Annotated in this window: 17 protein-coding genes, 2 tRNA genes and 1 riboswitch; of the genes, 7 read left to right on the top strand and 12 right to left on the bottom strand. The window is 47.8% G+C overall.

The genetic code is table 11. From position 1 onward, the window contains the following. A partial coding sequence (locus KBW69_RS21880) for a hypothetical protein (RefSeq protein ID WP_257282275.1) occupies positions 1-3,881 on the bottom strand: 3,881 nt, incomplete at its 3' end. A gap of 990 nt (positions 3,882-4,871) precedes the next feature. Here KBW69_RS21880 and guaB point away from each other — a divergent pair. The 3 genes from guaB (at position 4,872) to KBW69_RS21865 (ending at position 8,541) form a co-directional block, all read left to right on the top strand. Next, positions 4,872-6,341, top strand: a complete 1,470-nt coding sequence (gene guaB, locus KBW69_RS21875; RefSeq protein ID WP_257253117.1) for an IMP dehydrogenase — start codon at positions 4,872-4,874, stop codon at positions 6,339-6,341. Between the two features lie 127 nt (positions 6,342-6,468). Continuing rightward, complete coding sequence (gene guaA / locus KBW69_RS21870) at positions 6,469-8,046, top strand: glutamine-hydrolyzing GMP synthase (protein WP_257282274.1); 1,578 nt, start codon at positions 6,469-6,471, stop codon at positions 8,044-8,046. A 222-nt stretch (positions 8,047-8,268) separates the two neighbouring features. Continuing rightward, a complete protein-coding gene (locus tag KBW69_RS21865; protein WP_257282273.1) occupies positions 8,269-8,541 on the top strand; it encodes an AbrB/MazE/SpoVT family DNA-binding domain-containing protein in 273 nt (90 codons plus the stop codon). A 256-nt stretch (positions 8,542-8,797) separates the two neighbouring features. On the opposite strand, the gene KBW69_RS21860 is transcribed toward KBW69_RS21865, so the two are convergent. Next, complete coding sequence (locus KBW69_RS21860; RefSeq protein WP_257253115.1) at positions 8,798-9,070, bottom strand: HigA family addiction module antitoxin; 273 nt, start codon at positions 9,068-9,070, stop codon at positions 8,798-8,800. Positions 9,071-9,222: 152 nt separating this feature from the next. Beyond that, entirely contained in the window at positions 9,223-9,546 is a 324-nt protein-coding gene (locus tag KBW69_RS21855) for a hypothetical protein (RefSeq protein ID WP_257282272.1), read from the bottom strand. 430 nt (positions 9,547-9,976) lie between these two features. Beyond that, positions 9,977-10,169: riboswitch (Lysine riboswitch) on the top strand. 181 nt (positions 10,170-10,350) lie between these two features. Here KBW69_RS21855 and KBW69_RS21850 point away from each other — a divergent pair. The 3 genes from KBW69_RS21850 (at position 10,351) to KBW69_RS21840 (ending at position 15,944) form a co-directional block, all read left to right on the top strand. Continuing rightward, on the top strand, positions 10,351-11,946 hold the full coding sequence (locus tag KBW69_RS21850) for a Na+/H+ antiporter NhaC family protein (RefSeq protein ID WP_257282271.1): 1,596 nt from the start codon (positions 10,351-10,353) through the stop codon (positions 11,944-11,946). 150 nt (positions 11,947-12,096) lie between these two features. Further along, complete coding sequence (locus KBW69_RS21845) at positions 12,097-12,525, top strand: CesT family type III secretion system chaperone (RefSeq protein ID WP_257253110.1); 429 nt, start codon at positions 12,097-12,099, stop codon at positions 12,523-12,525. Further along, entirely contained in the window at positions 12,522-15,944 is a 3,423-nt protein-coding gene (locus tag KBW69_RS21840; protein WP_257282270.1) for a DUF4135 domain-containing protein, read from the top strand. The genes KBW69_RS21845 and KBW69_RS21840 overlap by 4 nt, the downstream gene beginning before the upstream one ends. On the opposite strand, the gene KBW69_RS21835 is transcribed toward KBW69_RS21840, so the two are convergent. From KBW69_RS21835 to sctD, 4 genes are read right to left on the bottom strand one after another with little or no spacing between them, the layout of a single operon-like run. Continuing rightward, a complete protein-coding gene (locus tag KBW69_RS21835; protein ID WP_257282269.1) occupies positions 15,941-16,315 on the bottom strand; it encodes a M48 family metallopeptidase in 375 nt (124 codons plus the stop codon). The two genes, KBW69_RS21840 and KBW69_RS21835, sit on opposite strands and share 4 nt — an antisense overlap. Positions 16,316-16,343: 28 nt before the next feature. Next, complete coding sequence (gene sctF, locus KBW69_RS21830) at positions 16,344-16,583, bottom strand: type III secretion system needle filament subunit SctF (RefSeq protein ID WP_257282268.1); 240 nt, start codon at positions 16,581-16,583, stop codon at positions 16,344-16,346. Between the two features lie 48 nt (positions 16,584-16,631). Next, complete coding sequence (locus tag KBW69_RS21825) at positions 16,632-16,886, bottom strand: EscE/YscE/SsaE family type III secretion system needle protein co-chaperone (RefSeq protein WP_257282267.1); 255 nt, start codon at positions 16,884-16,886, stop codon at positions 16,632-16,634. Next, positions 16,861-18,348 (bottom strand): type III secretion system inner membrane ring subunit SctD, encoded by a 1,488-nt coding sequence (gene sctD, locus KBW69_RS21820; RefSeq protein WP_257282266.1) that lies wholly within the window; start codon positions 18,346-18,348, stop codon positions 16,861-16,863. Before sctD ends, KBW69_RS21825 begins: the two co-directional genes overlap by 26 nt. Before the next feature lie 557 nt (positions 18,349-18,905). Here sctD and KBW69_RS21815 point away from each other — a divergent pair. Further along, on the top strand, positions 18,906-20,615 hold the full coding sequence (locus KBW69_RS21815; RefSeq protein ID WP_257282265.1) for an AMP-binding protein: 1,710 nt from the start codon (positions 18,906-18,908) through the stop codon (positions 20,613-20,615). Between the two features lie 253 nt (positions 20,616-20,868). Here KBW69_RS21815 and KBW69_RS21810 read toward each other — a convergent pair whose 3' ends face one another. From KBW69_RS21810 to KBW69_RS21790, 5 genes are all read right to left on the bottom strand, one after another. After that, entirely contained in the window at positions 20,869-21,285 is a 417-nt protein-coding gene (locus tag KBW69_RS21810) for a hypothetical protein (protein ID WP_257282264.1), read from the bottom strand. Positions 21,286-21,517: 232 nt separating this feature from the next. After that, positions 21,518-22,096 (bottom strand): DJ-1 family glyoxalase III, encoded by a 579-nt coding sequence (locus KBW69_RS21805; protein ID WP_257282263.1) that lies wholly within the window; start codon positions 22,094-22,096, stop codon positions 21,518-21,520. A gap of 201 nt (positions 22,097-22,297) precedes the next feature. Continuing rightward, on the bottom strand, positions 22,298-23,179 hold the full coding sequence (locus KBW69_RS21800) for a patatin family protein (RefSeq protein WP_257282262.1): 882 nt from the start codon (positions 23,177-23,179) through the stop codon (positions 22,298-22,300). 109 nt (positions 23,180-23,288) lie between these two features. Further along, positions 23,289-23,365: transfer RNA gene (locus KBW69_RS21795), tRNA-Met, on the bottom strand. A 47-nt stretch (positions 23,366-23,412) separates the two neighbouring features. Further along, positions 23,413-23,489 (bottom strand) — tRNA-Met (locus KBW69_RS21790). Positions 23,490-23,535: the final 46 nt, after the last annotated feature.

Here is a 23,535-nt window from a genome sequence, read left to right as displayed (position 1 = left end):
TTAAACCAGTTTGATATTTCTGTGGACTGAGACAATGCCGTTTCGAAATCGATCATGTTCGAAACAGGCTTTTGGGCGGCAGTTTCCTGCTTTCTTTTTTTTGAGCGTTCAACAGGATCAGGTGCTGTTTTCTTACTATTATGAGCTACCGTAGATCGTTGATCATCAGGGTCTGCAGCTACTTTGATATCGTTCTTTTCCGGTTCAGTTGCAAGGTTGCTTATTTCTGGTTGGATCGTTTTTTTCTGTTTGTGTTTCTTTTTCTTTTTCTTCTTACGGGAACCCGGAGCCAAATCCTCTGTTTTCAGCTCTGGATCTTCAACATGACTGATGGTGGCGACGGCTGCATGTTCATCAATGGTGTTTCGCCCCGATGCACTTTCAGCTGAAGGTTCAACGGCACCGGGTGCTGTTATTTTGGTTTGCGCTGCAGCCATCGTAGGTTGCTCACTGGCATTATTTTCTGCCTTAATATTGCTTTCCTGTTCATTGTCAGGCTTTGGCTTGATATAAGGGTTCAGAGATTCGGGTAACCTGAATGATTCAGACAAATCGCCGAACAGTGATCGTTGAATAATTGCCTGAACCTGTTGCTCAGTGTCACTCGTTAGCATGATTTTTAATGCATTTTCAGCATTTTGCACCCGTCGCTTTGAATCAATACCCGGGTAGGTGTGGTCAAGTTGCGTTTCCTGTAGCAGTTTTTCAACCATGGCGGGCAGGCTTGGTATGAGCAGTTTGGAACCTGTAGCAAAAGGTTCTACCCGCATGAAATCGAAATAGCCTTCAGGTCCGGCAGAAATGTCGATAGATAAAATTCGCCATTTTTTTTCCTCACAACGGGTGATCCCAATGGTGTTCTCTTCGTTTTTATCGGGAAAGCAATTGATCTTTAAGGTGTAAAGTAGCCCTTGGCGTTGCGATTCTTTTGGGCTGGCTAAAACCATGGAGTGTATATTGTTGCGTATAACAATGGCGCCGGGCAGGGAGCGTCTTAGTTTGTCTTCTATACTGGCCGAAATCGTTTCCAGATTTGCAATCTTCTCAACTGCCAAATCAATATCATTAGTAACAGGTACCTTGCCAAGTTCGGTGGGTTTAACCGATGATGCAAGATGTTGCCATCTGGCTGAACCACCATAAATAAGAGCATCTTCGGTATCGGATATAATTCTGCGGGCTTCTGTATAAGTTTTTCTAAAAACAGGTGCGAGAACAACGAGTGCAGGAACGACATAGCGGATATCCTGTTTTTTAACTAAAAATGCGCCCTCGGAATAATTTTTTAAATGATCATCGAAAGACTGTAATTTATCGTTTATCGTTGATGTGGAGAGGTCCGGAGCTATGAAGGAAATATATTTACTGGCAGAGTCTTGCCAGAAAAAAGCCACCGATCCAAGAACGTTTTTGCTAATGTAGAGGGTTCCATCGGGGTTCTCTGTATCGTCGAACGGGTAGCAAACCAAGCCTAATTGATTGTAAAACCTGAACAGGTTATGTCCGTCTGTTCCCCGCATGAATTCATCAGGTGCAGTCAAGACCTGTTTTAGCACCTCGCTGGCAGAAGTTATGGATTGGCATCGAAGGCCTTCCCAGCATAATAAAATATCTTTTTGCCATTGTGGAAACAGTTTCCATAAAGCATTTTCAGACCGACTGATTCCCGGCCATTCTTTGCCTTGGTTATTTAAGCGGGAGCCGGTCAGGAAGTGAGTGAACCAGGCGTTGTTGTCACTACGATGAGACAGTTTTACCACATGATTCTCGTGAAACAGGAAGATATGGAGATCTTCAAGCTTACCCAAAGACTGGTGAGGCGAATGATTGCGGTTTTTATCATGGTTATAGCAGCGATATTTCTGACCATCATGAACGATGACCTGTAAAGAGTTTTGCAGTGCTTTTGATGCCAGCATCATGTGTTGCTGGTTTTTCGGATCAAAACCCCGGAGCATTTGGTCATATAATGTTTCACTTTCACCATCGGTTGGTTGGCATTGACGGAACAAGGTTTCAAACTTTTCCAAAGATGGAATACCCAACTCTTCTGACAGGAAATCCGACAAATAGCCCACTCTTTCAGGCCGAAGCCCGGAGTCCCTGTAGAGATCAACCAGACGATCAAGCAAGGATGCTGAGGCTACTGCGTCTGCGGGCGTGACCGGATGGTTCCCATTCCCATCCGGTGGCGGTGGTTCATCATCGTTATCATGGTTCCTCCCCTCTGGGCTGGCAGTTCGTTTAATTCTGTTGCTGCTTTGTTCTGCTGTTTGTTCAGAGGGGGAAGCCGGGGGGTGTTGGGACTGGGGCTCCCCGCTATTTCCCTCTGCGCCAGAAGCCGCCGTTATGACTGTTGCAAACTCTGTTGAAGGAAGTGATGTATCTGGCTGGAACGCATTTCGTGCTTCTGGCAACAAAGCCGGTGGGTTTCTGTTTGTTTGATGTTTAAAAAAAGGGGGTACACGACCAGAAAAGTATGAGTGGACAGCGTGCCCCTGAAACTCCCGGTTTAAATAGGTCAGCACATTGTTAATTAACTCGGGTCGCTGTTGAACAAACTGGTAAAGTGAGCCGGGGTCGCGCAGAATCTGCTCTCTTACCCTCGCTCTAAGGCTTTTTGGTGTGGATGATGAACTGAACCCTGAGAGCATTCCGTGCCATTGATAGAGATTAAATGGCGCATTGGCCACTGTGTTTACAAACAGAGTGGCCAGATTGATATGCTCACTTTCTACAAGGGTGCCAATGTCTGGTCCGTCCCAAACGGCATAATGATCCTTGATATTAAAAGGGGCATCAGCGAACTGCATTAACAGTACCGGGTCTCCTGCTCCCCAGAAATGATATTTCCGATGTCTGTCGTTGCGGGCTATGAATAGAGAAGACTTCGACCAGACCGGATAGGTGTCATTGCCGGGAGATGCCTTTTCCAATGCCCAGAGGTTGAAGTACTTCCCGGTGATGAGTGTTGGACTGGGTGTTATCGGAGTCTCAGGAATACCTGGTTGATAAAGCCACCTTTGATCCGACAACTGGTAAAGCCAGTGATTATGGTGGCAGAAGTGTATTTTTTCTTTTTCAGCTGTCCTGCCTTTATCAGGTTCGGCAAACAACTCACCATGGGAAGAAAGGCAATGAATAGCCTGATTGACCCGCTTGATGAAGCTACTGTCCAAAGCGGTTTGTCCGTCAGTGCTGATGATTTCTTTTTTGGCCAGTTCGGGCAGTAGCCACTGTTTTTCGTGATTCAGCGGAAAATTAATAAGGACACTCTGACACTTTTTATTATTGGTCAGTGGATGAGTCTGGCAGATAATGGCCTGCAGGCGATTGTGGTGACTTTCTCGCCAGGGGCGCAGAAAAAGGGTGCTGGTATGGGTGTCATTCAGCAGTGCCCATAGTGATAGCCAGACAGACAATGAATCACCATCAACTGCCTGCGTCTCTGGTGATGATGTTGAGGGTGAGGCAGTGATCTGCCATACAGGATGATGGTCGATACAACCAGTTTGCACTGATAAGCGGCCTTTCAGTAAAGCGTGGTCGATCATCACCGGGTGAGGATTGCAGTCGGGGGCATCACCAAAAGCCCGTGATAGTGATGGTATGCCCCGACTGAAAGAAGGGTAGGGTACGATTGAAGGAGGAAGTAGTTTTGCCAACAGAAACCAGCGCAGGTGACTCCACCATTGATTCTTGAAAAAAAGGGATAACTTTTCGGGTGTACCAACGTCGTGTAGTACATGGTAATGGTTACCCAGCTTCAGGTGGAAATTATTAGCTTTAAATCCGGCGTAGATACCCGGAAAACGAATTTCTGGTGCGTTGTACTCTGGTCCATTCTGGTAGACGGTGGCGTAGCCCGTTGGTGTCATCATTTCAATCATGAAGAGCAGAGCAAAAGAGAGAAGCTTTAACAGTCTTCTGTGACAAACAAGCATATAGCTGGTGTAGATCCCATTTGATAATTATTAATTTGTTAGTCAGGATTGACCTGTTAAATAGTATTTTTTATTTATACTCATTGAATCAATTGTTACGATCCCTATGGAGCCAGAGGAAAAATAGCAGTGGGTTCAGGATGTAGCAAGAATGGATTTTTGTGCAATTTGACTGTTGGTTTTGAATTCGTGATATTTACTATCCTGATCGGGAATAAATAGATTGATATCAGGTTGGTTGTGTGTGCAGATATTCTAGAAGAGCCGGAGGAAAAACACCTCTGTTTTAACTGTTTTTAAGCTACTAACCTGATGGCTTAATCACTTTCTTGATTTCAGGGTTGTGTCTGTTTTTACTGTTAACAAGCATTAAAGTCACGTAGACTACCTTCTCAACAGTCTGACCATTTGATACTTTATTTAGTCCAGGCTTTTAAAGTCAGGATGGCCAATCTGATAGTGTCCTGAACAACGAGGCGTTGCGTAAAGCCTGTTTCAATCAATTTAATTACAGCATCACCGACATTAAAGCCAACTATCTTAATTTATCCAGCCAGCCTCTGCCCTGAACTTGGATAGAGAGGACTAATCAGTGGTGGGAGGATGTCACACTGCTTTATAGCCTTTATTCAATGTATAAATGGTATTCTTAACACCCTGAACAATGACAAAACTCGCTTTTACCTGTCGCCCTGTGTATCCGGGTCACTGACAACTGTTTATGAGTTGAGAGGGCGCAGCAAACATTATATCGTAAAGATCCATAGTGGCAGGGTCTGAGTGTTTTAGAGTATGGACAGCCTCTGATTACTTTGTACGCACATTCGGATAATTTGAACAGATTTTCTGTTTTATTGACAGTGATCTTGATGTATCATCGGCGGGATTCTTTCCATCCACCCAATACACTCGGATCGGTAACAGGTAATGCTGAGAATCGCCCAAGAAGCCCTCACTTTCGATGATGTCCTGCTTCTGCCCGGATATTCAGAAGTTCTCCCCAAAGATGTCTCTCTGACCACCAAGCTGACCCGCGAAATCGAGCTGAAAATTCCTCTGATCTCGGCAGCCATGGATACTGTGACTGAAGCCCGTCTGGCCATTGCCATGGCTCAGGAAGGGGGCATTGGCATCATTCACAAGAATATGACCGTTGCTCAACAGGCAAATGAAGTTCGTAAGGTCAAAAAGCATGAAAGCGGTGTCGTCAAGGACCCCATTACAATAGATTCCACTGCGTCGGTCAGGGATCTTCTTGAATTGACCGGTCGTCATAAAATATCCGGAGTGCCCGTTCTGGATGGCAGCGATCTGGTCGGTATTGTCACCAGTCGTGACGTCCGTTTTGTCTCCAATCTGGATATGGTTGTGGCTGATATTATGACGCCTAAGGACAGGCTGGTTACTGTGAAGGAAGGAACCGATCAGGAAGCTGTTCGCAAGTTGCTTCATAAGCATCGTATCGAGAAGGTGCTGGTAGTGAGTGAGGCTTTTAATCTGGTCGGCATGATGACCGTAAAAGATATCAAGAAAGCTCAGGATTATCCTAACGCCAGTAAAGATTCTCACGGCCAGCTGAGAGTGGGTGCTGCAGTAGGCACAGGACCTGAAACCCCTGAGCGTGTTGCTGCTCTGGTCGATGCCGGTGTCGACGTAGTGATCGTTGATACTGCCCACGGCCATTCCAAAGGCGTTATTGAGAGGGTTCGCTGGGTTAAGGAAACCTATCCTCACGTACAGGTCGTCGGCGGCAATATTGCTACCGGTGCAGCCGCCAAAGCCCTGGCCGATGCTGGTGCCGATGGCGTGAAAGTGGGTATTGGTCCTGGCTCCATTTGTACCACTCGTATCGTGACCGGTATTGGCGTACCCCAGATCTCGGCAGTAGCCAATGTTGTGGCAGCGTTGCAAGGAACCGGCATCCCGGTGATCGCTGATGGTGGGATTCGCTTCTCCGGTGACCTGGCTAAAGCCATCGTAGCGGGTGCCAGTGCGGTCATGCTGGGTAGTATGTTGGCAGGTACCGAGGAAGCTCCGGGTGAAGTTGAGCTTTATCAGGGCAGAAGTTACAAAGCTTATCGTGGCATGGGTTCACTTGGTGCCATGGCTCAGGCTTCCGGCTCCAGTGACCGTTACTTCCAGAGTGCAGAAGCCGGTGCCGAGAAGCTGGTCCCGGAAGGTATTGAAGGTCGTGTACCTTACAAAGGGCCGCTGAATGCCATTGTCCACCAGATGGTGGGTGGTCTGCGTGCAGCAATGGGATACACCGGTTCAGCAGATATGAAGACCATGCGTACGGTGCCCGAGTTCGTTCGGGTGACCAATGCGGGTATGAAAGAGTCTCATGTCCATGATGTGACCATTACCAAAGAAGCGCCCAATTACCGGGTGGGTTAATTTGACCATTCCCCTGAACTGTTGGCTATAGCATCCGCAGTTTAATGCCGGATCAGTAACAGGTCTTCGCACACCATGGAGAGGATCTGTTGCTGGTCATAGCAGTTATCTAATGTTGAGAAGACACATGTTAGAGGATATTCACGCCGAACGAATTCTGATTCTGGACTTCGGTTCCCAGTACACCCAGCTGATCGCCCGACGTGTACGTGAGATAGGTGTTTATTGTGAGCTGCATCCCTATGATATGGATGAGCAGGCTATTGTTGAGTTTGCCCCCAAGGCTGTGATTCTTTCGGGTGGACCTGAGTCCGTGACTGGGGACGCTTCGCCCCGTGCACCTCAGGCTGTTTTTGAACTGGGTGTGCCAGTGCTGGGTATCTGCTACGGTATGCAGACTATGGCTGAGCAGATGGGCGGCAGGGTATCGACCTCGAATCTGCGTGAATTCGGTTATGCCGAAGTAAATCTGGAAAACAAGGTCAGGCTGTTCGATGGCATTGAAGACCATGTCAATGAGCAGGGACGTCTGAGTCTGGATGTCTGGATGAGCCATGGTGACAAGGTGTCCCGGCTGCCCAAAGGCTTTGTGGCTGCGGCTTCTACTGATTCCTGTCCTTTTGCAGCCATAGCTTGTGAAGAGAAGCAATACTACGGTGTCCAGTTTCATCCTGAGGTGACTCATACCAAGCAGGGCGGTCGTATCCTGGAACGTTTTGTCATTGATATTGCCGGCTGTCAAAAGCTCTGGACGCCAGGACAGATTATTGAAGATGCTATCGCCCGTGTTCGTGAACAGGTGGGTGACAAGACCGTACTATTGGGGCTCTCCGGTGGTGTTGATTCCAGTGTTGTGGCAGCGCTTCTGCACAAGGCGATTGGTGATCAGCTGGTTTGTGTCTTCGTCGATAATGGTCTGCTTCGTCTGAACGAAGGTGATCAGGTGATGGCCATGTTCGCAGAGAACATGGGGGTGCGTGTTATCCGTGCAGATGCTGAAGAACTGTTTCTGGAGAAGCTGAAAGGCGTTCAGGATCCGGAGGCCAAACGCAAAATTATTGGTAACACCTTTATTGAAGTCTTTGATCAACAGGCTGTGGCACTGGACAATGTTCAGTTCCTGGCACAGGGCACTATCTATCCCGATGTGATCGAATCAGCAGGTGCCAAGTCTGGCAAGGCTCATGTCATCAAGTCTCACCATAATGTGGGGGGATTGCCTGAAGATATGGCTATGGAACTGGTTGAGCCGCTGCGTGAACTGTTCAAGGATGAAGTTCGCAAGATTGGCCTTGAACTGGGGCTGCCTTATGACATGGTGTATCGCCACCCTTTCCCCGGTCCGGGTCTGGGCGTAAGAGTGCTGGCAGAGGTCAAGAAAGAGTACTGCGATATTCTCCGTCAGGCGGATGCCATCTTTATTGAAGAACTGCATAAAGCCGACTGGTATCACAAGACCAGTCAGGCCTTTGCTGTGTTCCTGCCGGTTAAATCGGTGGGAGTGGTCGGTGATGGTCGTCGCTATGAGTATGTGGTGGCCTTACGGGCTGTAGAAACCATCGACTTTATGACCGCTCGCTGGGCCCATCTGCCTTATGAGCTGTTGGAGAAGGTCTCCAGCCGGATCATCAACGAGATAGAGCATGTTTCCCGAGTGACTTATGACGTATCCAGTAAGCCACCGGCGACCATTGAGTGGGAATAGCATCGGGCGTTGACCGGTTAAGTGAAATGGAACGGCTTGTCTAAGGATGAGCCGCTTTTTTTTGTAGTATGTAAAAAGAGCGACTGCTGTGATCTGCGCTTGATACAGTCGCTTTGAGAAAGTCAGTTAACAGGTTGTTTAAGTGGAACGAATTAAAAAAAGAGCTTTCAAAATGGTTCCTTACTACATGTAAAGAATTTAAGAAATCATAGAGGTACAGCCATGCCCACAACCAAATTAACATCAAAAGGTCAGATCACTATACCCGCCAGAGTGCGAGCAGATCTGAACCTTAGAGAAGGAGATCAACTCGAGTTCATCCAGCAAGAAGACGGCACCTGGCAGGTTGTTCCTAAAAAACTCAGCATTATGTCGCTGTGTGGAGCCGTTAAGACGAACATAAGTCTTTCAGATGATGATATAAAAGCCTATATTTCAGAGGGTTATTCTGGGAAAGATAGCAACGACGAAGAAGATGAAAGGGTTGTAGTATGATTGGTCTGGACACCAATATTTTGCTCCGATTTCTGACTCAGGATCACCCAGCTCAGTCCAAACAAGTTTTCAGGTCATTCAAACAGCTCAAACCTGAACTGAACATGAGGGGTATATATCAGAACCCGTTATGCTGGAAATTTGTTTCACTCTGCAAACAGGCTATTCATTTGACCAAGATGCTCAAAAATGTCTGGCAATGCAAAAGCCATGATTAAACTCTGGTGTGTGGGAGCCAGAGAAATTGTCGGGTTCATTAACCAAAGGTAGCGACCTGAATTTCTTCCATATCTCTGTTGCGCCAGAGGTCATAGTTAACCTGCATATTCAGCCACAGCTTAGGAGAGGTGTTGCAAGCCTTAGCTAACTTGTAAGCCATCTCAACACTGACATTTGATCTCTGGTTAACCAGTTCAGACAGGGTTTTACGCGCAACTCCCAGATGCTTGGCAGCTTCGGTTACGCTGATATTCAGTGGTTCCAGATAAGATTCTTTGAGAACCTCGCCCGGGTGCATTGGGTTAAACATAATGAATCCTCTCCTAGTGATATTCTCTATGACTTGCTCCCATGCCACAGAGGTTGTCGCAAAATTCTCTCAGCGTAGTGATAAAAATGTCATTTGTCAGGAAAAAAACAGTCTAGCCTTCACACCTTGCAACAGGTTCCAGTCAACAGCCATTAATGGGATGCTGAATAAACTGGAATAGACCCACTAAAACGGTGGCCACAGGATGAAATCGCACCGACAGTCACCTGACACTGGCGATAAACACCTGCCTCTAAAATCACGGCTGCTCCGCTGTATGGGTGATCACAACCGGAAACCTTTCCCATGACGATGTCGCACTGACGGTAGGCTCCATTGTGTTTAATGACTGCTGTGCCGGTGTACTTCAGACTGCACTGGCTGAGCTGCCCGTGGTTGATCGAACAGGTTCGGTACTCTCCGGCAACGGTAATGCCTGATACCATCAGGCTAAACAGCAATATCCAGAACTTCATTAAAAGGCCCGGGGAAAACTCTGTGGCTGCATAATATCTCGATCATCAGAGCAGTTCATCAGGACTAATACCTGTCTCGTTCCAATGCTCCAGACGTTATCTCAAGAGGTGGAGTTCAGTGTTAGGGTGCATGCATTCTGGAGCATGGGAACAAGCTGTAAAGGCTAACTGCCTGAAAAATCTGTTTTTTTAGAAAGCAAAGTTTCTTTAGCTGAATTTCACGGTTGTTAATCAAGCAGCGATGTGCATAATTACCGGCCATCAGCAGGGGTAACGTGACAGGATATTGTCGCTGCGCCTCTGCCTGTGATCCTCTTAATAAACACCATAACGGATGAGTCCGCTTATGAGTGAAAGGGCACTTTCCTGTGAATGTCAGAGGAAGTTCCCACAACAATCAGCCATTGATCCATTGAATCTCCGGATCAAGGTTAAAAGTAGAGGCGCACCGTTTATCAGTAATCCGTAGCAGGTTGACACCGAGTGTCCTGGGTTGGCCAGGGCCGAGAGCCGGATGAAAGGAAAAGGTGCCGAAGCAGAGTCGTCGTCAAACTCATCTGCTGGTGGTGCATCGAAGAGGTGTATCACTGTCACGGTTTTTACTGTGGAGCGCTACTGGACAATCGTTTCTGAAAGACTCTGCCCAAAAGGCAGGTTGCTCGGCAACAGGCAAATACGGGGCCAATCCGGTCGTATTCTGCTTCAATCCATTGCCCTCCTGATCCTATATCGTGAATTAAGCTTAATGTCAGCAGTCATGGAACTTCTGCTCATCGAGCGTTTTCACTCACAAGATCAGTCTTTATGGAATTACTTGGTTACAGCACATCACCCCTTTCACTGGTCGCTCCGGCAGTGGCTATTATTCTGGCGATCCTGACCCGTCATGTACTCTTTTCCCTTGGCGCAGGTATCCTTGCAGGCGCTCTGCTACTGACTGACTTCAGTGTCAGCAATACGTTTACTTATCTCCTGAACAGTTTTACCGAAATTTTTTGGGATAATGGTATCAATACGGGCACTGTCTTTATTCTGCTCTTTCTGGTGATGCTCGGCATCATTACCACCCTGATTGATGTTTCCGGTGGCGCGAGGGCCTTTGGTGAATGGGCCCGCCAGAGAGTGAAAACCCGTCAGGGATCACAACTGGTTACTGTTTTGCTGGGTATCATTATCTTCATTGACGATTACTTTAACGCACTGGCCGTTGGTAATATCGGTCGCCCTATGACAGACCGTCATGGCGTCTCCAGAGCAAAGCTGGCTTACCTGATCGACTCGACGGCTGCACCTGTGTGCGTTATTACCCCTGTCTCCAGCTGGGGGGCCTACATCATTGCCCTGATTGGCAGTATTCTGGTGGCCCATGAAGTGACCGATGTCAGTGCTATTGGTGCTTTTGTCAGTATGGTACCGATGAACCTCTATGCTGTCTTTGCTCTGGCGCTGGTGTTTTGTACTGCGGCTATGGATTTGAATGTTGGTCCTATGCTGACCCATGAGCGCCGTGCTCAAGCCGGTGAACTCTATGACAGTCGAAAGGGAACGCCACCGGGCTCATCTGAAGCTATCAGTAGCAGTGAAAAAGGGACGGTTGCTGATCTGGTGATTCCTGTTCTGGCTTTGGTGATCGCAACGACTGCCTCCCTGATTGCAACAGGCGCTTCTGCGCTTCAGGAAGCCGGTACGCCATTTTCTATCCTGGGCGCTTTTGAAAACACCAATGTCGTCAACTCTCTGATCTATGGTGGTCTTGTTGGCCTTCTGGTTACGGCAGTCAGGATGCTCAGCCATAATCTGGATGCCTCAACCTGGGGAAAAGCGGTTGTTGAAGGTACCCGCTCCATGCTGCCTGCCATTTACATTCTGGTGCTGGCCTGGGTGCTGGTGGATATCATCAGCTCACTGGAAACCGGCAAGTATCTGGCCGGGGTGGTCAGCAGCTCAAAGATTGATACGGGCTATTTACCTCTGATCCTGTTTGTGGTCTCCGGCGCTATGGCTTTCTCTACCGGTACCAGTTGGGGCACGTTTGGTATCATGCTGCCCATAGCGGGAGATATGGCAGCGGCTGCCGATATTGCCATGATTTTGCCTATGCTGGCTGCTGTTCTGGCAGGTGCAGTGTTTGGTGATCACTGCTCACCGATCTCCGATACCACGATTCTGTCGTCCACAGGGGCCTCTTGTCACCATATTGATCATGTGGTGACTCAGCTTCCTTATGCCCTGAGCATCGCTGCTGTGGCTATGTTGGGCTATCTGGTGATGGGTCTGACAGATTCCTCAATGACGGGCTTTCTTGCTTCCGGAGCCGGTTTTATTCTGCTTGTGTTTTTATTTCGTAAGATATCCGCTAAGCAAATGGTCAAGTCTGCAGATCATCAGTTGGCAAAATAAGCTTTGACGGTATTCATAGCTAAGTCATGTCGGAAGCTAAACCATATCGGAAGATTTTTTCCTCTGGCTGCCGAAACATTACATTAATAGTAAGCTGTAATTGATACCACATCAGAAGGCATGGATGCCTTCACCCGGAGCAGGGAAGCTATGAGTTTCGACAAACTGATGAAAGCCGTTGCCCGCAACAATCAGCTGGGTGAACTGGATTTTCGCGATAACCGCTATTACCTCACTATCGACAGCCGCATTGAGTTCACCTGTTTTCAGGCCAATGGGCGGTTCTTTATCCACGGCATCATTGCCCAGTTGCCACCCGGTGAAAAAGATCGGGAAAATCTACTCCGTAACCTGATGACCAAAACCGTGGGTCTGGCAACTACCCAGCGGGTTATTTTGTCGATAGAGCCTGACAAAGACTCATTAGCTTTACACTACTCCTGCCCGCTTCAGGGGATGGATGAAGACCTCGTTGAGAATGCTCTGGCTGAGTTCGCCAATAACTTTGAGTATTACCTCGTAGAAATCAGTCAGGAACAGACTGTCATACCAACTATGCCAACGATGATCATGCCATGACGGATAATATTTCTCACAGTTTGTTTGGCTGTCTTGTTACCTGGGCAGAAAACTCAATCGGTGGGTATAACGGACTGCGTAAGGCTAACGAAGCCTTTTTGAAAGCAGTGGTTCGTTACAGCCGTTTTGATGAGCTTCATCTGTTTCTTCATGAAAGCCAGATCGACGCTTTCAGGCAAGACTGGAAAGAATACCTGAGTCAGCATGGGGCGGGTAAAAATATCAATATTCTACCGGTTCATGATCTGCCTTCCTGTTTGCAGCAACATGTTTATAGCGTTTTTCATTCGGGTGATCCCTATATCTCTGATCTGGCCTCTCTGCGTGAAAGACACGCTTGCAGACTATTTCCTATCACCGGCAGGGCTCACAGTCTGAGTGATGATGCTCGTTTATCCCGGGTCAGGGATTTGATTTTCTCCCCCATCAAACCCTGTGATTCCATAATCTGTAGCTCCAAAGCCCAGAAAAAGGTAATGAAGCGTCTGATCTCTTCGGCCAGTGCCAGTGTCAGTGACACTGTTGGCAGGGCTATTCCTTATCGTGGGCAGGTGAGCCTGATGCCACTGGGTATTGAGCCAGCCAGACAAGAGACCGTTGCTTCCAGGGAGGCCAAGGTGCCTCAGATACTCTGTCTTGGCAGGCTATCCGCAGCCGATAAAATGGACCTTCATCCGTTACTGCTGGCATTGAATGATCTGTTTGAAGAGGGAACGGTTACCCGCTTTCAGCTGGTGATTGCCGGAAGTGGTGATGCCTCCGGCGAATATGTTCATTCATTACTGGCTCAGGCCTATGAGCTCAATCTTGAAGACTGTATTCGCTTTGAACTCTCTGTTGATGACGAGAAGCGTGAGCAATTACTAGCGGAAGCGGATGTGTTTGTTTCTCTCGCTGACAATGTTCAGGAGAGTTTTGGGCTGGCACCGGTAGAAGCTATGAGGGCAGGTATCCCTGTGATTCTTTCCGACTGGAATGGCTATCGAGACCTCATTGTTTCCGGGCAGGAAGGCTTCCTGATCAAAACCGCATCGGCAGACCATGATGATATTTCCCGTTCTCTCAGTCTTGTCAGCAAAACTCAGGCTCAACTGATTCAGGCTCAGGGAGTGGCGGTTGACATAGACGCGCTGAAACTAGCGTTATCGACATTGCTAATGGATGAATCTGTCCGGGAAAAGATGTCTGAAGCGGCAATCCGGAGAGTCAATGAGACCTTCAGCTGGCCTCTGCTGATTGAGCAGTATCACAAACTGGTAGAAGAACTGGGGCAGGAAGCTTCAAGAATACGACACCATCAGGGCAGGGCAGTGGGGATGCCCTATCAGGAGGTGTTTGGGCATTATGCTACTGTGGCTCTGCAAGAAACAGACGTTCTGGTAACCACTGATAGAGGTCTGCGGGTTCTGCTGATGTCGGAGAAAGGTTTCTTTTTCAATCAGTTGAGTCATCTCCTTGATAAAAACGAGATAAGAGAGGTTATCAGGAAACTCGTTACACCTCAGAGTGTCAGCAATATCCAAAAGCTGTTTCCTGACAGGCAGCCGTTATTGTTTTTATTATCCTGGATGTTGAAGTATCAACTGGTTGCTTTTTCTATTGAGACAGAGGCAGGTAAGCCCTCTTTCGCGAAATTGCCAGACTGGTACAAGGTTGAAGATCCATGTCTGGTGAATGGTCTGGTATTTCCGGAGCAGCTGAGGTCTAAATGGATCAAGCCTGTTATCAATCAATACGTTCAACTCAGTCAGAGTTATGTCAATGACATTGATAGTTCTGGTGAGGGTTCCGAAAGTAGCTTGATTCAATCTATTGCCCAGTCAGTCATTGAGTGGATGGATGACAGGCTCCTTCAGGCTATAGGCTGGTTGGCAGAAGATCACACCCTGTCCGGCTACGGTGAAGTGTTAAAGTTGCTGGAATCCAAGGGGGTGGAAACACTGATTGACGCTTATCCTCATTGGTATCGAAACATTCAGAAGGAATTTTTCCAACGAGTCAGATTGACCCGTACACTCTTGAGTCGGGTGAAGCGGGACTTGTCAGAGATCAATCATTACTTTTTCTCGGGGAGCCATCAGCCAGCAGAGAGCCATCAGCCAACAGAGAGCCGTCAGCTGACTTCTGGTCTGACCTCTATCCGTGATTTGCAATTAGACGTAGGATCACCCGTTTACCAATTGACGTTTAATAATGGTGAACACCTGGTTTATAAATTGAGAGACCTCGCCATTGACCAGTTATTACTGGGAGAGAATCAGAGTATGGCCCAGTCAGTGAATGCCTGGGTACAGGACTCAGAAGCTCTGGGTGTATTCAGGATACTGAATAAGTCTTCCTATGGTTATGTTGAGTTTATTGCATCGGAAACCGTTTCCAAGAGCGATGATCTGGAAACTTACCATCGTCGCATGGGAGTGGCAGCAGGCTTCTGTCTTATGTCGGGTCTGACTGACATTCACAGCAAAAATCTTCATATCAATGATAACAAGCCTTACCTCATTGATGCCGAGACGGCTCTTCATAATCCTGTGATGATGCAATTGCAGGCAGAGTTGCAAAATCCCGAGTTGAGCTTTCTGAGAGGCATGCGGGATTCCAGTCTTGGCCTGACGGGTCTGATGAAGGTTTGGGAAAATTTTCATCTCTGCAAGACCCGATACAGCTCAGTCAAACTGGAAAATGGTGAGCTGGTGGCTGAACAGCCGCAAACGGCCACTTCTTTTCTTGATCATCTGCTGATGGAAAAGGGTCGGCACTCTCTGGATGGTCGACATCCTTCAGTAGCCTCTCAATATGGCAGAGCATTTGTGGAAGGCTTCAAAGGCTCGGTGTCCGCTATTTCCGAACATTCAGAGCAGTGGTTTGATTACCTGAAGTCCATGGCGGGTTTTGAGGTCAGGTATCAGCCGCGTTGGAATCTGAATGATGCCCGCAAACAGTTTCGAGACCTTCACGTTGCCAGAGAGCTGCAAGACCTTTCCAGAGAGCGCCGCGAAGAGTATTGCCAGCGTCTGGCAAAACGAATTACGCTGGCTGGGGAGCTTTCTCAGCGCTGGCTTGATGCCTCGTGGCAGGAGCCGGTCAGTGTCCTGGCTGAATCAGTGGCCGAAGGTTGGTTGGCCATGGAGCAGCGTGATTTTGTCAGAAAGCTTGGGGAGTCAGGAGTTTTTGTCCAGCGATACGACGGAACCCTGCAGGAAGTCAGTCGTCATTACTTCTCTGACAATTCGATAGAAAAACAGGCAGAGTTGATTGCCAAACTGTCGGATCACAAGCTCAGGGACCGATTCCTCAATGCCTGTCAGCAGATGATTGAAAGTTGGTTTGAACAACATATCAATGCCGGAGAAGGGATGCCTGAGGAGCTCAGGCAGGCTGTTATGGAGGCGCTGGCCGACAGTGAAAGGAAGGCTTAACCCTTCCTGATGTTCTCCAATAACTCTTTTGCCATGGTGGCGGTCTCTTCGTCACCTTCCTTGTTGGCCGTAGTCAGGTAATCTTCACCTTCCTTATTTCTGCCTTCCATCATCAGCGCCATACCGATAAAGGCTTTGACAGTAGGATTGTCGGGATCTTTTGGAATGGCTTCCTTGTGAAGAATCTCCAGGGCTTCCTGATTCATCTTTTTATTAATGAAGGTCAGGGCAAAGCCCAGAGTGGGGAGGACGCTGTCAGGTCTGGCTTTCTCCAGAGCGCTGAAAATACCGAAAGCATGTTTTGACATACCCACGCTGGAGGCCATAAAGCCTATATCTGCCAGGGTTTTGATTATTTTTTCATCGGTCATGTTTCAGGCCTCTTGCTGTTTGCCCGGCTTATAACTTCTGGATAATACTCTGGAGTGTGTCCTTGATGGATTTAATGATACTGGATCTCAAACCCTCAATGATCATATATTTATTGAACTCGACCTGAAACTCCACCATGTCTTTGGTGTTGTTCGGGTCCATGTTGGTTATTTTGGTTTTCAGGTTCTGATCAAGATTTTCAGCTGTTTTGCCAAATACGTCTTGCACATGATCAAAGTTAAAGTGGTTGGCTCTTTGTTCTGCCATTGTCCCTCTCCCTGTCAGACTGTTCTCTAGCCGTCAGACGTTGTTTAATCAGCGCTTTTTGTGATGCCTGTTCCAGGTCTTGTCAACGACTTCAGTAGCAGCTATCAAGGCAGTGATCAGCTTGTCGTTGGTTTCAAACTGATCGGGGGAAAGCCCTTTGTCCCGCTCAGACTTCAGACGAAAGGCTTCATCCACTAATTCCTTCAGCACCTTGTCCCTGAGTTCACCGTCGGTATCAAGAATAAGTCGATCTTCGAGGTCGGAGAGATGAATTTTTTCACTGTCGGTTTGTGGATCCTTCACTGTTGCCTCCAAGACGATATTTGATCCGATCTGTGCCTTTTGATAATAAAAGATAGTCAAGATTAATATCTTCAATTATATACCCGTTGGCCAGTTTTGCGCCGATCAGGTATTTGGCCCCGTCATCCATGGTCACAAAGGGCACCCTTCCCATACTCACTGACCGAATCTTCAGAGAAGGAGCCAGTGGTGTACTTACCACTCTGGCAGGTGCTCCAGCTGTTTTGGTCGCTAATCTCAGCTGGGGCTGATTGCCGTACTGTTTTCTGAAACGTGTGACCACATCGTTCAGGTTATATACCTGTTCATCGTCCAAGAGGTGGCCTTCTAAAGTGATTTGATTAGGTTTTTGTATCAAATGTATACGAGGGCTCAGGCCTTTCTCCCTGAGCATGGACTTGAGGGTGTTCAGGCGACCGGCCTGATTTTCTACCTGATCGACAATGGAAACCAGTCCGTGGACCTCTTGTTTCAGGTTGGCAATGATTTTCTGCAGCTCTTCTGAGCTGGGAGCATAACCTGTCATTACCAACGAGCCAGGGGAGTTATCCAACTCAAGGCTGAGAGATTTATGACCCTGATTCTTTAAAAGTGCATCGGCGTTAGCTCTTAACTCGCTCATGACGACCAGCTGTGAACTGAAAGGAATCCCTTTCTCGCGAAGTTCACGCTGGATCATCTGTTTGTCACTCATTGTCAGGGTATAGCCAGAGATCAGAACGCTCTGGTCAGGAAGCTCTTTCAGTTTGATGTTTTTCTGATTGAGTTGATTTCGGATCTGTTTAGCCTGATCAAGATGGCTCATTTCAGGAGGTGCCTCTTCAGGACCGCCTGAAAGCAGCACGATAAGAAGCAGGAAAAATGCAAAAATGCCTGCCGGGATTCCTATCAACCATTTTCGGTCAATATTCTTCAGAGGATTTTCATACTCCTCTGAGTCGTCTTCCTCTCCATCTGCGTCATCTGTCAGGGAGTTATTAATGTCATCCAGGTCGTCGTTCAGGCTGCTGAGATCATTACTATCAATCTCATCATCCTCATCGTTCATCAGGATGTCAGGAGCATTAGGGAAGTCCTCATCTTCATCGACTATATTCTGATCTTCTTCTGGCTCTGGTTCAGGTCTCTGAAGCTTTGGTAGGGGCTGATCAGGCCAGTCGGCGTCCACAGGGCCCAGAGAAAAAAACAGTTGACTGGAGGTTATGATGTCAAAATGATTAGCATTTAGCTCTGAACCCCGGGGTAGACCATTGCAGAACAGCAAGCTGCCTTCAGACTGGCTGGCTATGTTTATTTGACCCTGTGGGCTGATGTTTATAATCAGTTCATGGTCACTGAGTGATTCATCGGTCAAAACCAGATCAGATTGATCACTCTTGCCCAAAGAGTGGCTGCCGGGTTCCAGCGGAATTTCAGCCCCCTGGTGATTGCCAGAGAGTATTTTGAGGTAAAACTCGATCATGGCCGTCTACCCGAAATGCTTTCCTTAGCTCATGGCTCTCCATGTGCTCATGGCTGTTTTACGCGTTCCCAGAGCCTATCTCATTTCATCGGTCTTGAATTAAAAAAGTGAAATGGCCTTTTTGGGCTATCTTTTCCCTGATAAAGATTTTAGAAACTTCGATTTTCAGGTGGTTTAAGTCTTAGGTTAAGTGAAACTACTTATCTTTACCAGAGTTGTTTCTTTGATCTACATCTTCGGGCAAAGTGCTGATAAGGTTAGTATCTATCACTGATTAGCTGGTAAAACTTCCCAGGGTGATAGCGCATTGCCTCTTAGGCTACGTGTGTATTGGTGCATTTTTAGAGGGTTTACCCTGACGCACATGAGGGTGCACCTGAGCGGCTGTAAGAGCGAAGAGCTGATGGGCAAATGATCGATGTTTTACGACAGAAGTCTGACAGACCCAAACAGAGCGGGCACTCTTATAGAAATAATGATGTATGCGGCATCTGGCGAACAGAAACAGAGGTGCGCCATTCATCGTCGCATGAATAACAAGAAGAGAGCAGGTACTTATGGAAGCATCTTTCTGGAACGACAAGCGTCCGGCAGGCGTTGCTGAAACCATTGATCCCGATCGCTATCCCAATCTTTTGGCGATAGTAGAGGAACTTCTCGAAAAAAATGCCTCCCGGCCGGCATTTACGGGTATTGGGTATACTCTGACGTACGGTGATATAGACCGCTACAGTCTGCAATTCGCCAACTACCTGCGTGAGCATACCTCCCTGAAGCCTGGCGACCGAATTGCCATCCAGATGCCCAATCTGCTTCAATACCCGATTGTGGTATACGGGGCGATCAGGGCTGGTCTAACCATTGTTAATACCAACCCCCTGTATACCGATCGGGAAATGTTGCACCAGTTCAACGATTCTGGTGCTAAGGCCCTGGTATTCATGGACAACTTTGGTCATCTGGTTGAAGAGGTTGTGGAAAAAACGGGCATTGAGCACCTGATTGTAACCCGGGTGGCCGATATGCTGCCATTTGCCAAGCGCACCCTGATTAATTTTGCTGCAAAACATGTCAAGAAGATGGTGGAGCCTTTTAATCTGCCAAAGGCTGTACCTTTCAGGGATGCGCTGGCTAAAGGTGAAGCCTGTCAGGCTAAACCTCTTGAGAATCCTCCTTCAGCTCAAGATCCTGCTGTTTTCCAATATACAGGGGGCACAACAGGGGTCGCGAAAGGAGCGGTACTGACTCAACGAAACCTGATTGCCAATATGCTTCAGGCTGCGTCAGCTCTGTCACAGTTGGATGAAAGTGGTCAGCCGGTGCAGCAGGTTGGTAATGAAATTATCGTGGCACCTCTGCCTCTTTATCACATTTATGCTTTTACCGTTCATCTACTCTGCATGCCGTACATGGGGAATCAGAATATCCTGATTGCCAATCCCAGGGATACCAAGACTTTTATAAAATTCATCAAGCCCTGGCAGTTTACTGGCTTCATTGGCTTGAATACGCTCTTTGTTAGTCTGTTGAACCACCCGGATTTCAGGGAGTGCGACTTCAGTAAGCTGAAACTCACCCTCTCCGGTGGTACGGCTTTGCAGAGAGAAACCGGAGTTCGCTGGCAAAAATTCACCGGATGTCACGTCTCGGAAGCTTATGGTTTGACGGAGTGCTCTCCAGCGGTTTGCATGAATCCTTTTGGGGACATTGCTCAGCTAGGCACTGCTGGACTTCCGGTGTCCAGTACTGAACTGAAAGTGATCAATGAAGAGGGAGAAGCTCAAGCTGTTGGAGAGAGAGGAGAGCTCTGTGTGCGTGGGCCTCAAGTTATGAAGGGGTATTGGAAAAGATCTGAAGCTACTGCCGAGGTGTTGTCTGAGGATGGTTGGCTGAGAACTGGCGACGTGGCCGTCATAAAAGAGGACGGCTTTGTTGAAATCGTCGACAGGATCAAGGATATGATTTTGGTTTCCGGCTTTAATGTTTACCCCAATGAGATTGAAGACATAGTGGCTAGCTTTGAGCGGGTTGAGAATTGTGCAGCCATCGGCATTCCTGATGATGTCACTGGAGAGAGAATCAAGTTGTTTGTGGTGCCTTCAGACGACGGATTGAAGGAAGAAGAGGTAGTGGCTTTCTGCAGGGATCATCTGACTGCTTACAAAGTGCCCAAGGATATTGAGTTTCGTCCGGAGCTACCCATGACTCCGGTTGGTAAAATTCTGAGGAAAGATCTGCGTAAGGAAGAATTGGAAAAGACTTCCTGACATTGGTGCTGTTTCACAAGAAAACCGGCTTTGCGCCGGTTTTCTTGTGAATGTACTGAAAGTGCTCTGTATATGTCAAACTCACTAGCAGCCTGTCGGACTTAAGGCTGTCCTACTGCGGTTGCAATAAATTGGTCTAAAAATTCCTGCTTCTTCGTCAAATAGCTCGCTATTCTCCTCAGAAGCAGAAATTTTTATCCTCAATTTCTTGCAATCCTCGCTACGGACGCTTAAGTCCGACAGGCTGCTAGCATCATATACTGGTCTCGGCCTTGGATTCGTTGACCTTTTTCTCTGGAAAATACTGACTGAGTATTTCCGGATCGCTACTGAGTGCATCGCAGGCATCTGGATGTGATACAGGCGTTATGCTGGTTGAGCAGAGCTTCATGTTTCGGATACTGGCATCAAACCAGAACCAGTTTTTGTTCTCGGAGTAACATAAGGCTCTGGCTGTATAGTTGACAGAAGGTACCAGAGGAACTGAAGGAAAACCGTGCAGTTGCTTTTTGACAACTGTAGAGTTCAGGCAAGAGTATGTAATGTCGTTATAGCGTCGCTCAAACCGGTTAAACGTCCGGGCGATCAGCTGCTCAGCCATTTTGTCTTGTCTGAGGCTTAACTGATAGAGAGCCAGCCCACATAAGAATAGAATGATAATGCTTTCCAAAATCAGCACCTCAAGGCTTTATTAATGAATACAGGCGTCCGTACCTGTTTTTTTTTAACCCCTTTTTTTTATCAAAACATACATCCTTTCCCTAAGGGAAGCCTTCGTGAGTATAAGATGGAGCCATTATTTTTTCGTACGAAAGAGGGCTCCTTTTTTAAGTCCGGGCGTAACGAAAAACATATGGCTCATGGCTGCTGGAAGTCAACCGTCCAGCGTCTGGAGTCTGTGTTTAAAGCGCCCAGTCTGCCAGCATCTGTTTGGCTATCGGGCGGTATGCGTCTTTACCGTAGACCGCGTCAACCAGAGCGAAGCTGAAACTCATGGCGCAGCCGGGTCCCTGAGCGGTGATCACTCGGTTTTTCTGATCAATGACCACCGGGTTTTCCGGTTGTGGCAGAGCCCCCTCGAGTTGATCAAAAAAAGTGGGGTAGCAGGTCGCGCGTACATTATCGAGAAGAGAGTGGTGTGCCAGAACAACGGCGGATGAGGCGCAGATAGCGGCGTACCAGCGTTGGAATCTCTGTTGATCTTTCAGAAGTTCCGTAAGATGAGGGTTGTCTCTGAGGTTGGCTGCCCCCGGCATGCCACCGGGCAGGGCTATCAGGTGGAAGTTTTTGTTAAGGCAGGCTTCGATATGTTTGTCGGCTACTAACTTGATGCCCCTCGATGCTTCAATTTCCAGATTGCCATCGGAAGTGCAGGCTGCAACTGAAACCTGAGCCCCAGCCCTGCGAAGTGTGTTGATAATGGTAACGGCTTCAATTTCCTCACAGCCATGAGCAACAGGAACGAGAATCTGCCTTGGCATAATGAAATCTCTGTGGTTGAGCCTTCGGAATGCAAGCATAAAACCTGCTCTGCTTCTGACGTTTTCAGAGCAGGCAGTGCTAAACCTGTCTAACTGATTGAGACAATCGTCAGTTCTACAGAATCATAAGCCTAGTAGGGATGGTTAATAAAGCCAGAGAGTTTGTAAAATCAGTAGAGAATTTCAGGTGAACTAAGCCCGTTACGCCTGATTGAGCTGCTGAAGGAACGAAAACCCTGCGGAATAGCCTTTGTGGTAGTCGGAAACCAGTCTGGCACGGTCTCGCGTGCTTCTGGTTGAACTCAAGGAAGTATCCGGAGCAATTTCTGTAATCGATATACCACTACGTTTTAACTGATCGAAGCTGTCCAGAGTTTCGTTATAGATTGAGAACTGTTGGCGAATCAGCTCGGCCACTTCAGGTTGCTTTCGGAATTGCCAGGCTAGTAATCTATTCGCTGAAGAAGCTCTCTTGCGATACTGACTTTCTCGACTTCTGAGCACAACAATGTGTTCATAGCCATCTTCTGCGGCTTTCATAACAGGCAAAGGATCGGCAAGACTCCCATCGACATGATTTCGATCATCAATGGTTATGGCATTGCGATAAATCATGGGAAGTGCACTGGAGGCCTTCAGAACCTTGAACATTTGTTCCAGTTCAAAGTACTCATCGAATGTATGATAGATTGGGTAGCCTGAACTTGCGCAACTGGTAACAATCGTGAATGTTTTGTCTCGAAGCTGGCCTCGAAACTTGTCAATATTCATGTGCTGTCTCTGGATGCGATCAAAGAGCCAGTCCAGGTCAAACAGGTTACCGCCTTTCATGTGGCGCTTGAGACTGATGAAATGGCTTTCCAGGCAGGCGCCTGTATAGAGGTCGAGGTTGCGACCTCGTTGGCCGGCAATAAAGGAAACCAGGTTGAGTGCGCCGGCCGAAGCGCCGTAGAAACCATCGAAATGCCGATGGTGTCTGTCCATGAAGGCGTCCAGAATGCCGGCGGAATATATACCGCGCATTCCTCCGCCCTCGACGACAAGAGCCGTTTTTGTGATTGAGCTGGTCTCTTGTTTGTGCATTGAGATCCTAAACAGTCACTAACGGAAGAAAAATCTTTTATCCCTTATCCAGATGGAGGCATTAAAAGATTTTTTGCAAAAAATAAAGCTGGGTAAGCCGACTTCTAATTGGTAGCGGGAGCCGGATTCGAACCGACGACCTTCGGGTTATGAGCCCGACGAGCTACCAGGCTGCTCCATCCCGCACCGAAATCTGTCCAACAGTCGTCTGGTCATCAACTGTTGTTGCATGTTGGTAGCGGGAGCCGGATTCGAACCGACGACCTTCGGGTTATGAGCCCGACGAGCTACCAGGCTGCTCCATCCCGCACCGAAATCTGTCCAACAGTCGTCTGGTCATCAACTGTTGTTGTATG

The sequence above is a fragment of the Endozoicomonas sp. ISHI1 genome, from assembly GCF_024606225.1.
GTDB lineage: Bacteria > Pseudomonadota > Gammaproteobacteria > Pseudomonadales > Endozoicomonadaceae > Endozoicomonas_A.
The sequence above is the reverse complement of the archived record's forward strand: the minus strand, read 5'-3'. Positions and strand labels throughout refer to the sequence as shown.